Genomic DNA, 14,900 nt, shown 5'->3' on the forward strand with positions numbered 1-14,900 from the left:
CGGACGTCACAACACCGCTCACTCCACCCGCGCCAGGCTGCGTGTCACACCGCTCTCCCGGGACCGCACGACGAGACTCTTTCCATCCAGAGACAGGATCGTGTCGCTGTCCTGGCGGAAGCGCTCCTGCAAGGGCGGCGAGCTGTGCTGGTAGTTCCAGTCGATGGTCTTGCCGTCCGATCTCCATGTACCGGAATACTCCACCACCACCTCGCCGTTGAGTGAGCCCTGGCCCTTAAAGCTGCGATCCGCGTTGATCTCGGTAACCATCTCCACGTTGAGCCCGGCGGCGTTGCGGCGGCTCGCGACCCACCTCCCGACGAGCGGGTTCACCTCACTGATGGCAGAAACCGGCCTCGGTGACGACGGTACGGTCAGCGTGGCTGTCTTCAGCAGCGTCATGGAGTCCTTCAGAGCACGCCCCGTGGCAGCGGTATCCACCACAGAGACGAAGACCGTGAAAGAGATCCGTGAATCGGTGAGGAAATGCACGACCTGATGCTGGGCGCGCTCACTGCCGACGGGAACGAAGCGGTAATCGACGTAGTGGGCAGCGAGCCCGCCCATGGCCGGGTACTGGCCCTTGCTACGCACGTTCACTGCGCGGCCAACGCTATTGCCACCGATATCCAGGAGCAGCCGATCAAGGTAATGCTCGGGGTCGTTTGCGCCAGCGGGCAGGCGCGTTACGTCGATCACATAGAGCAGCTTGCCATTGTCCCAGCCTACGATCACCTTCTTGTATGCATCGTAGGCCGGCACATTCTGGTAAGTCAGTTCAAGGGTGGCAGGGGTCTCCAGGACGATTCCCTCGGGAATCCGGATGGTTTCGCCACGGACGGAGGCGAAGGTGCTCGCCAGAACGAATGCGGCAAGAGCGTGGACGGGTTTCACGATGTCATCCTTGTCTCGAATGATTTCCGGGACGACTGCCCGGGAAGAGTACAAAGCGAAGGCAATTTCCGTTCCGTACCCGCTGACGGCAGCCTAAGTCCATCACATCAAGGACTTGGCCGGACCGATGAAACGGCAGCCGGGCCGCCACGCTGTCCGGTTGCTGACCAATCAACACCCGTTGTTGAGTTTCGGGCAGCCCCGCAGGCCAGGCTGCCCGGGGGCGGGGCTAGAGCCGGCTGCTGAAGGTGATGCCGAACAAACGCGGGAAGCCAGGCGCATAGGCATTCCAGGTTCGATTGCGCACGGTATCGTCGTCAAGCACGTTCTTGATGAAGACGTTCAGATCCCACTTGCCGCGCCCATGGCCTATGCCAAACGAGACATCGGTTATCGAATGGTCCGGGATCCACGCATAGTTCGACAATGAGTTGTCGGAGTTGTAACGACTCAGGTAAGCCGTGTTGATTGATGCGTGGAAGACCTTGTCGCCCAACACCGGGCGATTGTAGTTGGCCCCCAGGTCGAAACTCCACAAGGACGCACCGGGCAGGGTGTGGCCCGAGATATCCCGGAACGCCCCCTCATTTGCCCGCTCCACGGGGTTGGCCGCCCTCTCGAAGCGTACGTAGTGCGCATCATTGTATGCACCTGCCAGCCGCAACTGGATATTCCGGAAGCCGGTATAGACAGCGTCCAGCTCCACCCCCTGCGCCCGCACCTTGGGCACGTTCCCCGCGCCCGAAGTGTATTGGATGGTGGCATTGGGATCGGTCTGCCGCAGCAGCGCCGTGGCAGTCTCGTCCACAAAGAAGACCGTCTGCTGGTAATCCCGGATGTTGTTCAGATAGATGGCTGAATTCACCACCAGATCACCGCCCAGCAGATTGGCCTTGGCCCCGATCTCGAAGGCATCGTTCTTCTCGGGTTTGATTTCATAGGACACCGGGGTACCCGTGGTGGACAGCACGCCCGGCAGGCCGGCCTTTTCGCCATGGCGATAGGACACGTATCCGGTAACGTTCTCGTTGAACTTGTACTTGGGCGACAAGGCCCAGGTGTACAGCGTGCTGTTCACCACACCGGCCTCGAAGCTGTCATACAAAGTGCCCACCCGACCTTGGCGGATCGACTTGGCGTCGGCGACCTGACGCCGTTCGGCAGCGGAAAGGCTGCCATAAGTCTTGCCGAAGTAGCGCTGAGACACCCGGTTGGCAATCAGCAGCTGGGCGGCGGTGTTCGTTGCCGCCAGGTTGCCCGACGCATCCGAGTCGAAACCGCCGTTGTTGGCCCCGCCGAGGTCGCTCCCGTAGCCCTGCTCCACCAGGTAGGCCGCCGACGTGAGCCGGCGCTCCTCCCTGCTCACACGCAGGCCGGTATTCACCGTCAGGGGCTCCGACACCTTCCAGTCCGCATTGGCATAGATGGCCGTGCTCTGGCCGCGGGAGTCGCTGGGGGTACGCTTCCACAGGTCGGTGATGGAATCGGTGAGCAGCGACCGCCCGGCCGAATTTACGTCCAGCCGTCCGTACTGGGAATTGGTGGCAAACCACGCGCCGCCGTCGCTGCCATACACGGCGTTGCTGCCGGTACTGTTGGCGTTCTTCAGGAGCAGCAGGCCGAACTGGTAATCCACCACACCCTCGACCCGCGAACCGAGCCGGAACTCCTGGCTGATCTGCTGGTACTTGATGTGGTTGCCCGCCGCAGTCTGCACGTCGAACACGGTGCCCTCGTCATCCCGGAAAGCATTGAAGTAGTAGTCCTTGAAAGCGGTGATGGACGACAGCTGGTATTTGTCGGAGGGGTTCCAGTTGAGCTCCAGCAGCGCGGTGTTGGTGCCGGTGACGAGACCCTGCTGGCTGTCACTGTTGATGGCACGCTGGCTCAGGTAGTCACGCCCCACGGTGTAGCTGGCGTTGCGGGTGAACCATCCACGGGACAGGCGGCCCTCGGTCGTGAGGGCCAGGTTGGCGTCGCCGTTGGTGTAGAAGGCCGGAGTGGGCCGGAAGAAGAAGTTGGTGGAGCCAATGTTGGCGTTCTCGTTCATCCGTGGTGTCACTTCCAGACTCAGGCGGGCGTTGAAATCCGCCGTGGGCGTGAGGAGGAACTGTACCCGGCCCGAGACCCGATCCGCATTGATGTACTGGTTGTCCGGGTTGTACTTGTTGATGATCCAGCCACCGCCCCGGTCGGCATTGACGGACAGGCGATAGGCCAGCACATCATCGACGATCGGACCGGTACTCACCGCCGTCGCCTTGAGGCTGCCGTTGGCGTGGCCGTAGTCCTGGGCGTCGTACTTGGAGAAGCCCAGCGTCACCTCCGAGGACGGGGTGAAGGACGGCCGCTTGTACTTGATTCCGATGGAGCCGATGGTGGTGTTCTTGCCGAACAGCGTGCCCTGGGGCCCGCGCGCCACCTCCACGCTATCCACATCATAAAAATTGAAGCTGGCCAGCGGATTGTAGGCAAAGGGCACCCCGTCGGCGTAGATGCCCACGCTCGGGTCGGCGGCCTGGTTGTTGGCGATCTTGCCGATACCACGGATCGAGTAGTTGCTGGTCTGGCTGTTGCCGTAGTTCCACTTCACGTTGGCAAGACGCTTGGTGATGGCGTCGAGGCTCACCGCATCCTCGCGCTTCAGCTCCTCGCCGCTGATTACGGAGATGGACAGGGGAATGTCCTTCACCGCCTGCAGGCCGCGTTTGCCACTCACCACCACGCGCTCCAGGGCGAGGCTGTCGGTCCCAGCGTCCTTCTCGGGCGCTCGGGCGGCCGTAGCCGGTTCGGCAGGGGCCGCCTGCAGCGGCACCGGTGCGGCGGCGCTGGTCCCAAGGCCCTTCAGCGTCGCGTTCTCCTTGCGGAGCGCCTCGATCTCCCGACGCAGCGCCGACACCTCGGCATCGTCGGCGGCGAGGACCGTGCCGCTTCCCGATATCAGCGCGACAGTCCCCAGCGCCACCGCCAGCCCCTGATCGAATCGGCGTGCCGCGGCCCGCCCTTGCCCCTTACTGGCCTGCTGTTGCCCAGCACTTCTCGGCTTTCTTCCCATGAGCAGATACCTCTTATGACTATGATGTAAGCACTACTCAGGGCATCAAACGTGCCAATCGGAACAGCCGCTTCCCCGCCAGCTCAGGCGAAACAACTATTCATTTGTAATCAATCACTTGAATGAGTTTTTCGAGGGCATCCAGGCCCACGATCCGTAATGGTCCGGAGGCTCGGGGCCGTGGAAGCTGCTGCAGGCAAGGCACGCTGCCTTTTCAGCTGCGTGGCATTCATCAGCGGGCGGTACGGGCAGGTGATACAGACTGCAATCGGGATGAGAGCGGGGCCGGCATCGGAAGAACGGCGGGCGGAGAATGCAGCCGGTGAGGGAGAAATGAGGGGAGTGGAGCCGCGAGGAAATGCGCCTCCCCGGAGTGGATGGGTCAGCTGGCGGGGCGCTCCGACACCCCGCCGATACTCAGGCAGACGGATCCGCCTTCAGTCCTTCTTGCGGAAGTCGTCGTGGCAGCCCTTGCAGGTGGCGCCGAGCTTGCCGAAGGCCACCTTGACGGCGGCGGCGTCGCCGGTGGCGGCGACCTTGGCGAGTTCGTTGGATTCGGTCACGAACTTGCGGGCGGCTTCGCCGGCCTTGGCGGTGTCGGTGAACAGCTCGGGCTTGACCGTGGTTTCACGCCAGCCCTTGCCGGTTTCGGTGCCGGCCGGGTAGAGGGCGCCGAGGCCGGAGTTGGCAATCGCGGCGATGGCGTTGGCGGCGCGGATCACTTCATCCTTGTTGTAGGTGCCATCGACGCTGGCCTTGATGCGGCCGTTGTTCCAGGCCAGCACCTGATACACCGACTGACGCCACTTGATGATCTGCTCGGGCTTGGGAGCCTGCTGGGCGAAGGTGGCCGAGGCGGCGGTGAGGGCGAGGACGGCGAGCAGGGGTTTGACGAGTTGTTTCATTGAAGCTCCGGATGGATGAGGTTTGGGTTGAAGGTGGGATGAAGAAATTGCCCCGTGAGCGGCACTCAGGCCTTGAGGTGCGTCCTGAAGAACTCCACTGTGCGCTGCCAGGCCAGCTTGGCGGCGGCGGGCTGATAGCGCGGGGTGGTGTTGTTGTTGAAGCCGTGCAGGGTGTCGGGATAGAAGTAGATCTGATGCTTCACCCCGGCGGCTGTGAGGGCGGCCTCAAACTTCGGCCAGCCGGCGTTGATGCGTTCGTCGTCGGAGGCGTAGTGGACCAGCAGCGGCGCCTTGATCTTCGCCACGTCCTCCACCGGCGGCTGACCGCCATAGAAGGGCACGGCCGCGGCCAGATCGGGGATGCGGGTGGCCAGGAAGTTGGAGATGCCCCCGCCGTAGCAGAAGCCGGTGACGCCCACCTTGCCGTTGCCCTGGGGCAGGCCCTTGAGGATGCCCACGGCGGCGATGAAATCCTCCCTGCTCTTGGTCTGATCGAGCTTGGGGAAGAGCTCCCGGGCCTTGTCCTCGTCGCCCGGGTAGCCGCCCAGGGGAAACAGGGCGTCCGGCGCAAAGGCGATGAAGCCGTCGAGGGCCAGGCGGCGGGCGATGTCCTCGATGTGCGGGTTGAGCCCGCGGTTCTCGTGCACCACCAGTACGGTGGGCAGCTTGCCCTTGGCGCCGGCCGGCTGCACCAGGTAGCCGCGCAGGGTGCCGTAGCCCTTGGGCGAGGGGTATTCCACGTAGCGTGCCTGGATGCGCGGGTCGCTGTGCTGCACCTCCTGGGCCTCGGCAAAGCGCGGGCTGAGGGCGTTGAGCAGGCCTTCGGCGGTGACGCCGGCCACGGCGTACTGGCCGGCCCGGGTCAGGAACTCCCGGCGCGGGATGAGGCCGTGGACGTACTTGTCGAAGAGCTGGAGCACTTCGGGTTTGAAATCGGCGGCGGTCTTGAGGCTCATGGTGGGCTCCGGAAAAACGGGAAAATTACTTGACGCGACCGGCGTAGCCGGCGGTCAGCACCGGAATGCGCCAGGCTGAACCGCTGCCCACGACGTAGAGGGTCTTCTTGCCCGGACCGGCAAAGGCCAGGTTCTGCGGGCGCTTGGGCAGGGCGATCACACCCAGGGCCTCACCCTTGGGGCTGAAGACCTGGACGCCGGCATTGGAGGCCACGTAGAGGCGCCCTTCGGCATCCACGGCCAGGCCGTCGGCACCGCTGGTGGGGCCGTTATCGGTCTGACGGAAGCCCTCCAGCTTTGCAAACTCGCGCTTGGCGCCGAGCTTGCCGTTGGCAGCGATGTCATAGGCCAGCACATGCTCGCCGGCGGTGTTGGCCACGTAGAGGGTCTTCTCGTCGGGGCTCAGCTGGATGCCGTTGGGGCGCTCGATGTCGCCGGCCAGACGCTCGATGGCGAACTCGGGCGAGATCCGGTACACCGCCGGCTTGGCGATCTTGCTGGTGTCGGGCTTGGGGTTGGCGTTGGCATTCACACCCGAGTCGGTGAAATACACAAAGCCCTTGCGGTCCACCACCAGGTCGTTGGGCCGGCCAAAGCCCAGCCCGCCGTCCACCTTGGCGGCCAGGGTGCGGGCGCTGCCGAGGGGCAGGATCACGCCGACCTTGGGGTCGAGGGTCTGCACCGCCACCAGGTCGCCGTTGGGGGCGTAGGCCAGGGCGTTCACGCCGTTGGTGTTGTCGAGGAAGACCGAGGTGCTGCCATCCGGCGCGATGCGGATGACCCGGGCGTTCTGGTTCTCGGTGAACAGCACGCTGCCATCCGGCGCGGCGATGGGGCCTTCGGTGCCCTTGAAGCCGTCCTTGATCAGCTCGATCCGGGTACCGGCATTGACGACGCCGGGGATGGCGGGGGTCACGGCTTCCTGGGCGAGGGCACTCAGCGTGGTCAAGGTGAGCGCGGCGGCGAGAACGGTCTTGGCAGAGGTTTTCACAGAAACATTGGGATTCATGGCGGGGATCGGGTTCGCAGATGAAGGCCCGCGGAAGCGAGGCCATGTCCGGTACGCGGGATGCGTACCGCCAGGCCTTTCCATCGCATTCACCGTGCCAGAAACCGTGACAGCATCCGCCGGCCCCCCTGAAGCAGCCGGCATTCATTTGATTTATCAGGCCTATTCAGTGCTTGCGGGCAGACTCCGACCCTGTTGCGCCCATGGCCTTTCGGCCCGGGTAGGCGACTCAGCTGTTGCCCTGGACGCAACCGCCCACCTGCTCTGCTGATTTCCCAACTCCACTGCGGAGCAGTCAACAGCCCCTGCCGGCCTGCTACCGGCACAACTCCGCCCCAACAGATCTGCTGCCAGGGCAACAACCCCCTGGCAGAAAAAAAGGCGGATGCCACGCCGGCATTGGGCTGGCGGGCATGGAACGGAATTTGCGGGTAACCGGGGTTTGCGTGCCCCCGGCCCTTCGCTTCCCGCCCCATGTGGATCGTCAATATCGCCTTGCGGCGCCCCTACACCTTTCTGGTGATGGCGCTCCTCATCCTGCTGTCCATGCCCTATGTGCTGCGCAAGATGTCCACCGACATCCTGCCGGCCATCGACATCCCGGTCGTGGCGATGATGTATGGCTACGGTGGGCTGTCCGCGCCCGAGATCTACAGCCGCATCACACGCTCGGCCGAGCGCGCCATGACCCAGTCCGTAGACAACGTGGAGCACACCGAGTCCTTCTCGGTAAATGGCGTGGCAGTGATCAAGGTCTTCTTCCAGCCCGGCACCCACATCGGCACCGCCCTGGCCCAGGTCCAGGCCGCCGCCAACTCGGCCTACCGCTCCATGCCAGTGGGGGTGGCCCCGCCCCAGGTGGTGGAATACTCGGCCACCGACCTGCCCCTGCTGCAGCTGGGGGTGTCCAGCGCCACGCTGCCCGAAACCGAGGTGGCGGAGCTGACCAATGACGTGATCCGCAGCACCCTGCGGATGAAGAAGGGCATCGAGATGACGGCCCCCTACGGGGCGCGCAACCGGCAGATCTCGGTGGACATCGACGCCGCCGCCCTGCACGCCCGGGGCCTGACCCCCGCTGACGTCACCAACGCGATTGGCGCCCAGACCTTGACCCTGCCCACCGGCAGCATCAGGATCGGCGAGACCGAATACGACGTGGCGCTCAACGGCTCGGTGGCCAGCCTGGCGCAGATCGGCGAGATCCCTATCCGTACTTCCGACGGCCAGACCATCCAGGTGCGCGACGTGGCCAGCGTGCGCGACGGCGCCGGCCCCCTCACCACCATCGTCCGTCAGAACGGCGACCGGGGCATCCTCACCTCCATCTTCAAGGTCGGCGGGGCGTCCACCCTCGAAGTGGTGGACAACGTGCGCTCGGCCATCCCCGGCATCCTCCAGAAGCTGCCCGAGGACATCGACGTGCAGCTGATGTTCGACCAGTCCCTGTTCGTGCGGGCAGCCATCGGCAACGTGCTCCACGAAGCCCTGATCGCCGCAGCCCTCACCGCCGCGATGATCCTGCTCTTCCTGGGCAACTGGCGCAGCACCTGCATCATCGCCGTATCCATTCCCCTGTCGATCATGTGTTCGCTGATCGTGCTCTACCTGCTCGGCGAAACCCTCAACCTGATGACCCTCGGGGGTCTGGCCCTGGCGGTGGGCATCCTGGTGGATGACGCCACCGTCGAGATCGAGAACATCGAGCGCCAGATGGCCCTGGGCAAGGGCCCCCGCCAGGCCATCCTCGACGGCGCCCGGGAGATTGCGGCGCCGGCCTTCGTGTCCACCCTGTGCATCTGCATCGTCTTCGTGCCCATGTTCTTCCTCACCGGGGTGGCCCGCTCCCTGTTCGTCCCCCTGGCGGAGGCGGTGGTATTTGCGATGCTCGCCTCCTACATCCTGTCACGTACCCTGGTGCCGACCCTGGTGATGTACATGATGGCCTCGACCCATGGCGCCCACCCGGCACGCAGTGGGGGCGGCAACGTGTTCCGGCGGGTCCATCTGCGCTTCGAAGCCGCCTTTTCGTCCCTGCAGGCCCATTACAGCGTGCTGCTGGCGGCCCTTCTCACGCAGCGCCGCCGCGTCGCCACCGCCTTCGCGGCAGCCTGTCTGCTGTCCCTCGGGTTGGTGCCGCTGCTCGGGCAGGACCTCTTCCCGGCGGTGGATGCGGGCCAGCTCCGCCTGCACCTGCGCGCCGCCTCGGGCACCCGCCTGGAGGAGATGCCGAAACTGGTGGACCAGGTGGAAAGCACCCTCCGTGAGCTCATTCCGGCACAAGAGCTCGGCGACATCCTGGACATCATCGGCGGCCCCTACAGCACCCGCAACACCGTGTTCGGCAACTCCGGCACCGCGGAAACCGCCGACACGGAGATCATGGTGTCCCTGCGCCCCGGCCACGCGCCCAGCCAGGCCTACATGACCCGGCTGCGGGAGGTGCTTCCGGCACGTTTCCCGGGCGTCGAGTTCTATTTCCAGCCCGCCGACCAGGTCAGCCAGACCCTCAACTTCGGCACCCCAGCCCCCATCGACATCCAGTTCATCGGCGGCAAGCCCGCCGAGCTGATTCCCCTGGCGGTGGAGACCAACAACCGCCTGCGCCAGATTCCGGGCATCGTCGACGCCCACGTCTTCCAGCGCTGGAGCAAGCCCACCCTGGCCATCGACATGGACCGCACGCGCCTGCAGCAGCTCGGCCTGTCGGCCCGCGATGTGGCCCAGAACGTGATGATCTCCCTGTCCGGCAGCATGCAGGCGGCCCCGGCCTACTGGCTCAACCCGGCCAATGGCAACACCTACACCATCGGCGTGCGCAGCCCGGAGACCGCTCTCGACAGCCTGGACGCGCTGATGCGCACCCCGGTGGGCAGTGGGGTCGAGGCACCCCGGCAGCTGGGCAGCGTAGTGTCCCTGTCCCGGGTGGCCCAGGCCCCGGCGCTGACCAGCTACAACACCCAGACCCTGTTCAACGTCTTCGCCAACGTGGAGGGCCGTGACCTGGGCAGCGTCAGCCGCGACATCGAACGCCTGCTTGACGAGATCCGGCCGAAGCTGCCCCGCGGGGTCGATCTGGTCCTGCGCGGTCAGGTGGAGACCCTGCATGCCTCCTTCACCGGCCTGGCCCTGGGCCTCGCCGTGGCCATCGCGCTGGTGTACCTGCTGCTGGTGGTCAATTTCCAGTCATGGCTGGATCCGCTGGTCATCATCAGCGCCCTGCCCGCCGCCCTGGCTGGCATTGCCTGGATCCTCTTCCTGTGGGGCACACCCCTGTCGGTACCTGCCCTCACCGGCACCATCATGAGCATGGGCGTGGCCACCGCCAACTCCATCCTGCTGGTGTCCTTTGCACGGACGCGTCTGGCCGAAGGCGTACCGCCGCCCGGCGCCGCCCTGGAAGCCGCCACCACCCGCCTGCGCCCGGTGCTGATGACCGCCTTCGCGATGATCGCCGGCATGCTGCCCATGGCCCTTGGCCTGGGTGAAGGCGCCGAACAGAACGCCCCCCTGGGCCGGGCCGTGATCGGCGGCCTGATCGCCGCCACCGCCTCGACTCTGCTCTTCGTCCCCCTGATCTTTGCCGGCGTGCACCAGCGGCTGGCGCGGCGGAGCCTGCCGCGGCACCCGGCGCCCGCCTGATCGACCACCGGAAACCCGACCATGTCCGACCCCCACACTCCCTACCCCCCGGACCCTCCTGCCGTCACGCCGGGACACAGCCCTGGCAGCCCGAGCATGCGTCGCACCCGCTTCTTCGGCCTGGGCGTACTTGGCCTGCTGCTGGCCGGCGGCGGCCTGCGCCTGGCCTTCGAGCACCAGGAGGCCCGGGCCCTGGAGGCCCGCACCGCCAGCGCCACGGTTCGCCACGTCTCCACCGTGAAGGTCCGCCAGGGCAATGCCCAGCGCACCGTCACCCTGCCTGCCACCCTGCGCGGACGCAGCGAGACCATCATCCACGCCCGCAGCGCCGGCTACCTGAAGGCCTGGCACAAGACCATCGGTGACCGGGTGAAGAAGGGCGAACTTCTCGCCACCATCGACGCCCCCGAGCAGGATCAGGAGCTGGCCCAGGCCCAGGCAGCCCGCGATCAGGTCCAGGTGCGCCTCGACCTGGCCACCCAGACCCTGGTGCGCTGGGAAAAACTCAACGCCCTGGACAGCATCGCCAAGCAGGATGTGGACGAGAAGCGCAGCGCTGTGGCCCAGGCCCGGGCCGACCTGGCCGCAGTGAAGGCCAACCTGCGCCGCTTCGAGCAGATGAAGGAATTCCGGCGGGTAGTGGCGCCCTTCGATGGCGTCATCACCCGGCGCAGCATCGAGATCGGCGATCTCATCGCCGCCAATGGCAAGGAACTCTTCGCCATCGCCCAGACCGACCCCCTGCACATCACCATCTGGGTGCCCCAGGTGTACGCCAGCGAAGTGAGCGCCGGCCAGGAGGTGGTCATCAGCCTGCCCGAGAACCCCGGCCACACCTACCACGCCCGGGTTGCCCATGCCGCCGGCGCCCTGGACCCGGGCAGCCGCGCGCGCCAGGTCGAACTCGTCCTGCCCAACCCCGACGGCAAGCTCCTGCCCGGCAGCTACGCCCAGGTCAGCCTGAGCCTGACCAGCGGCCTGAAGGCCCTGCTGGTGCCCACCAACACCCTGGTCACCGGCCAGGAAGGCATCCGCGTGATCAGCGTGACGGCCGACAACCGGATCCGCTTCGTCCCGGTCCGGCTAGGCCGCGACCTGGGCCGGGACATCGAGATCCTCTCCGGCCTGGAAGCGGGAGAAGTCCTGGTCAGCAGCCCCTCAGACCTCCTCACCGAAGGCGAAACCGTCACCCCGAAGGCCCTGCCCGACAAGGGCCGCCAGGCCCCCCCCGGCGACAAGCCTGCCGGCCCCAAGGCCGCCGCCAACAATACGCCCTCAAGCCCATCCGCAGCCAAGAGCTGACCCTCACCGGAGAAACCCATGCCCCGCCTCACCGCCCCCCTGCTCGCCCTTGCCGCCGCCGTCACCCTGCCCGCCCACGCCGGGCGCATCGACAACGGCACCTGGGCCCACGCCTGCGGCCCCCGCCCGGCCACGGTCAACCTCGACCTGAAGAACGCCGACGCCTTCAACAGAAGCGTCAGCGCGGTGAACACCTACCGCCAGACCCAGCGCGCCTGGCTGGACTGCCTGCAGAAGGAAGGCAACGCCGACATCAAGGCCACCAGTGACCTGATCAGCCAGACCATCAACAGCGAAGCCCAGGCCGCACGGGAAGCCAACGAGAAGATCGCCGCCGACGCCAAGACGGCAGACAACAAGTTCGGCGACGGCAAGTAAGCCCACAGCCCCATCGATATCGGAGCTCCCATGATCCACACGCTGGCCACCGCAGGCCTCGTGCTCGCCGCCCTGGCCCTCTACGCGGCCGGCGCCGACAGCGGCAGCGCCGGCTTCGTCATTGCCGGCGTGGCCTTCGAGATGGCATTCTGGGTCCGGCTGCTGCCCCGTCGGCCAAGCAGACGCGATACCCCACCCTGAGATGACTGCCCGACACCGCTGCCGGACCGCCCTCGCCACCCTGCTCGCGCTGGTGGGTTTGGTCGGCTGCGCGAGCTTCGAGGGCCTGCAGGGCAGCCTGATCTTCCGGCCCACCGATGCGCAACTGGCCATCGACACGCCGGCCCTGACGGACATGCAGGAGCGCTGGATAGATTTCACCTCGACAGAGTCGGGCAAGCCGGTGCGCCTGCACGGCCTGTGGCAGGAGGCCGCCAGCGGGGCCCCGGATGCACCGGTGATCCTGTTTCTGCACGGCGCCCGCTGGGACGTGACCAGTTCGTCCTACCGCTTCCGGCGGCTGCGGGAGCTGGGCTTTGCAGTACTTGGCATCGACTACCGGGGCTTCGGCAAGAGCAGCCCCGACAGGCCCACCGAAACCCTGGCCTACGAGGACGCCCGCGCCGCCTGGGCCTGGCTGGCCCGGCAGCATCCCGGGCGGGCACGCTATGTCTATGGCCACTCCCTCGGCGGCGCCATCGCCATCGACCTGGCCAGCCAGGTGAGCGACGAACAGGGGGTGATCGTGGAAGGCACCTTCACCTCCATCCCGGACGTGTTTTCCAGCTTCAGCTTCGGCTGGCTGCCCATCACGCCCATCATCACCCAGCGCTTCGCCTCGGTGGAAAAGGTCAGCCGCCTCGGCTCGCCGCTGCTCGTCCTGCACGGCGACAAGGACCGCCTCATCGAGCCCACCCTGGGCCGGCGCCTGTTCGACGCGGCCGCCGAACCCAAACGCTTCGTGCTGCTGGAGGGCGGCACCCACCGCAACGCCCAGCACGCCGACGCCAGCAAATACGCCCCCGCCCTGGCCGAACTGTTCAGGCTGCCTCGGAACGCTAGGGACGGTCTTCGGGACAGCCCCTAAGGCTTCCTGCGTGGCGACGCCAGGAGCTCGGACCGCCCGATGACCACGCGGGATCCATCAGGCGGAGCCGCATCGGAAAAGCCTGCCGCGGTAATGGCACCATCGAGCCCCCGGAACTGCGGTGCCCGCTTGGGATCACGCAAGGACGAAATACCCTCGTTCCAGGCATGCACCATCTGCTTCGCGATACTGCGCCAGCGCGGCTCGTTCTTTGCAGCTTCAATCACCTCGCCCCCCACAGCAATCGCCGACTCGCACAAACGCTCGACCATCTCGGCGTACTGTCGCGGAGGGATGCCGAGGCGCGAATTGAAGAATCGCTCGAGGGTCTTGCCGGCCCCCCAGGCCTGCCGCCCGTCAACGGCCAGGGCGGGAGGACTGGCGGCGTAGCGGGGATAGGCCTGTGTGGTCACGATGTCATAGACAGGGGTGTAGCTCACGTCGGACAGCGAGGTGTAGTGGAGCGCGATGTTCTTCGCATGGCAGTCTGAATTGCGCACCACATAATTGGTCAGCAGGTGCCAGCCCAGGTGCTCCAGCTGAGCTCGCATCCGGGCCGCCGGCATGTAGGCACGCGTGGCCTGCACAACCCGCTCGGTGGTCGTCGCATATTTTTCGTGCGGAGGAAGCCCCAGCAAGGCACAGGCATCCTCAAAGCCATGGGTCGGAACACCCTGCTCGCTGACATCAAAGCGTTCCACCACCAGCACGCGTCCATCATCGGACATCCGGGTCCGGGCGACCGGCACCACCTCAAGGCGCTCAAGGACGCGCATGCTGTAGAACTCATTGAAGCCGAGCCACGGAGTGCTGTCGTCCGACCCCTTGACGATGTAGCGACTGGTGCGAAGCGTGGGCTTACCCGGCGGCATGACCGGCGCGAAATCGTCGGCTTGCGGCGCAATGAACTTCGGCACCATTCCTGAAATCGATGCACGGGCGTATCTGCGCACCAATGCCGCGAAGTGTGCGGTGGTGTGCTCCTCTTTCAGCAAGCTCTCTATGTGCAAGGGGGTCAGGTCGGCGCCGGGCGAGCCCCCCTCGGGCGTTACGGTGACCCGCCCGACGCCCATGCCACCCACTATCGCCAGCAGTGACAGATCCGTACCGTCAAGCAAGGGGCCAAACTCTTCGCGAATCACAGCCAGCAGGAAGCCTTCCGGAAGATTCTGTCGAAAGAAGGGATGCAGATCGCGCGGCCAGCGCCAGGGCGCCTCGCGTACAGGCATGGTCAGACTGACGAAGTCCTCCGGAGCGGCGCCCGGGAGATACTTCAACACGTACTCGTCGCGCTCACGATAAAGCTGGGCGACGGTCCGGCCACCGACCTGCACATCGAGCCTCACGACAGATCACCTCCGCGCTGCTCGGCGAGAATGTCGTCGATCGTGCGCTGGTGGCCGCGCCGGACGAGCTTCAGGTCATGGCCGGCGGCCTCGAGGAGACGTAGCAGCACCGATACGCTCATGTCGCCCCTGGCCAGGGTTTCCATGCGCGCCACGGTCGTGCGTGCGACACCGGCACGCCGGGCAAGCTCATCCTGGCTCAAGCCGGCCTCTCGACGGGCGGTCTTGAGCATGTCAGCGATATCGAAAAGCGTAGTCAATGTAGCCCTCGGGCATCAAATCAAGGCAAATCTGCCTAAAATGTAGCCCTTGGGACACACAGAAGC

At 65.8% G+C, this 14,900-nt stretch carries 12 protein-coding genes; 5 read left to right on the top strand and 7 right to left on the bottom strand.

Annotated elements, in window-relative coordinates:
* Positions 1-18: 18 nt before the first annotated feature.
* The 5 genes from L6Q67_RS17300 to L6Q67_RS17320 all read right to left on the bottom strand — a co-directional run bounded on the left by L6Q67_RS17300 (position 19) and on the right by L6Q67_RS17320 (position 6,801).
* A complete protein-coding gene (locus L6Q67_RS17300; protein ID WP_296572254.1) occupies positions 19-894 on the bottom strand; it encodes a hypothetical protein in 876 nt (291 codons plus the stop codon).
* A gap of 229 nt (positions 895-1,123) precedes the next feature.
* Positions 1,124-3,859 (bottom strand): TonB-dependent receptor, encoded by a 2,736-nt coding sequence (locus tag L6Q67_RS17305; protein ID WP_296572259.1) that lies wholly within the window; start codon positions 3,857-3,859, stop codon positions 1,124-1,126.
* A 527-nt stretch (positions 3,860-4,386) separates the two neighbouring features.
* The gene (locus tag L6Q67_RS17310) at positions 4,387-4,854 is read right to left on the bottom strand and encodes a cytochrome c (protein WP_296572261.1); all 468 of its coding nucleotides are present in this window, start codon (positions 4,852-4,854) and stop codon (positions 4,387-4,389) included.
* A 65-nt stretch (positions 4,855-4,919) separates the two neighbouring features.
* Positions 4,920-5,810: a dienelactone hydrolase family protein gene (locus L6Q67_RS17315; protein WP_296572264.1), complete on the bottom strand. Its 891-nt coding sequence runs from the start codon at positions 5,808-5,810 to the stop codon at positions 4,920-4,922.
* Positions 5,811-5,835: 25 nt separating this feature from the next.
* Positions 5,836-6,801: an SMP-30/gluconolactonase/LRE family protein gene (locus L6Q67_RS17320; RefSeq protein ID WP_296572265.1), complete on the bottom strand. Its 966-nt coding sequence runs from the start codon at positions 6,799-6,801 to the stop codon at positions 5,836-5,838.
* A 492-nt stretch (positions 6,802-7,293) separates the two neighbouring features.
* Here L6Q67_RS17320 and L6Q67_RS17325 point away from each other — a divergent pair, with 492 nt between their 5' ends.
* From L6Q67_RS17325 to L6Q67_RS17345, 5 genes are read left to right on the top strand one after another with little or no spacing between them, the layout of a single operon-like run.
* On the top strand, positions 7,294-10,461 hold the full coding sequence (locus tag L6Q67_RS17325; protein ID WP_296572268.1) for an efflux RND transporter permease subunit: 3,168 nt from the start codon (positions 7,294-7,296) through the stop codon (positions 10,459-10,461).
* Between the two features lie 21 nt (positions 10,462-10,482).
* The gene (locus tag L6Q67_RS17330; RefSeq protein ID WP_296572270.1) at positions 10,483-11,763 is read left to right on the top strand and encodes an efflux RND transporter periplasmic adaptor subunit; all 1,281 of its coding nucleotides are present in this window, start codon (positions 10,483-10,485) and stop codon (positions 11,761-11,763) included.
* 18 nt (positions 11,764-11,781) lie between these two features.
* Positions 11,782-12,141: a hypothetical protein gene (locus L6Q67_RS17335; RefSeq protein WP_296572273.1), complete on the top strand. Its 360-nt coding sequence runs from the start codon at positions 11,782-11,784 to the stop codon at positions 12,139-12,141.
* A gap of 30 nt (positions 12,142-12,171) precedes the next feature.
* The gene (locus tag L6Q67_RS17340) at positions 12,172-12,342 is read left to right on the top strand and encodes a hypothetical protein (protein WP_296572275.1); all 171 of its coding nucleotides are present in this window, start codon (positions 12,172-12,174) and stop codon (positions 12,340-12,342) included.
* A gap of 1 nt (position 12,343) precedes the next feature.
* Positions 12,344-13,228 carry an alpha/beta fold hydrolase gene (locus L6Q67_RS17345; protein ID WP_296572278.1) on the top strand — a complete coding sequence of 295 codons (885 nt, stop codon included), beginning with the start codon at positions 12,344-12,346 and terminating at the stop codon, positions 13,226-13,228.
* On the opposite strand, the gene L6Q67_RS17350 is transcribed toward L6Q67_RS17345, so the two are convergent.
* Positions 13,225-14,574: a type II toxin-antitoxin system HipA family toxin gene (locus tag L6Q67_RS17350; protein ID WP_296572280.1), complete on the bottom strand. Its 1,350-nt coding sequence runs from the start codon at positions 14,572-14,574 to the stop codon at positions 13,225-13,227. The genes L6Q67_RS17345 and L6Q67_RS17350 overlap by 4 nt on opposite strands.
* Positions 14,571-14,834 (bottom strand): helix-turn-helix transcriptional regulator, encoded by a 264-nt coding sequence (locus tag L6Q67_RS17355; RefSeq protein ID WP_296572281.1) that lies wholly within the window; start codon positions 14,832-14,834, stop codon positions 14,571-14,573. The genes L6Q67_RS17350 and L6Q67_RS17355 overlap by 4 nt, the downstream gene beginning before the upstream one ends.
* Between the last annotated feature and the right edge of the window lie 66 nt (positions 14,835-14,900).

Origin of the sequence: Zoogloea sp. (assembly GCF_023150065.1) — a bacterium.
In the GTDB taxonomy this organism is placed as follows: Bacteria; Pseudomonadota; Gammaproteobacteria; order Burkholderiales; family Rhodocyclaceae; genus Zoogloea.

Excerpts from the sequence above, each read along its gene's own strand:
- L6Q67_RS17310 (WP_296572261.1), bottom strand. The coding sequence starts at position 4,854 with ATGAAACAACTCGTCAAACCCCTGCTCGCCGTCCTCGCCCTCACCGCC.
- L6Q67_RS17315 (WP_296572264.1), bottom strand. The coding sequence starts at position 5,810 with ATGAGCCTCAAGACCGCCGCCGATTTCAAACCCGAAGTGCTCCAGCTC.
- L6Q67_RS17325 (WP_296572268.1), top strand. The coding sequence starts at position 7,294 with ATGTGGATCGTCAATATCGCCTTGCGGCGCCCCTACACCTTTCTGGTG.
- L6Q67_RS17330 (WP_296572270.1), top strand. The coding sequence starts at position 10,483 with ATGTCCGACCCCCACACTCCCTACCCCCCGGACCCTCCTGCCGTCACG.
- L6Q67_RS17335 (WP_296572273.1), top strand. The coding sequence starts at position 11,782 with ATGCCCCGCCTCACCGCCCCCCTGCTCGCCCTTGCCGCCGCCGTCACC.
- L6Q67_RS17340 (WP_296572275.1), top strand. The coding sequence starts at position 12,172 with ATGATCCACACGCTGGCCACCGCAGGCCTCGTGCTCGCCGCCCTGGCC.
- L6Q67_RS17345 (WP_296572278.1), top strand. The coding sequence starts at position 12,344 with ATGACTGCCCGACACCGCTGCCGGACCGCCCTCGCCACCCTGCTCGCG.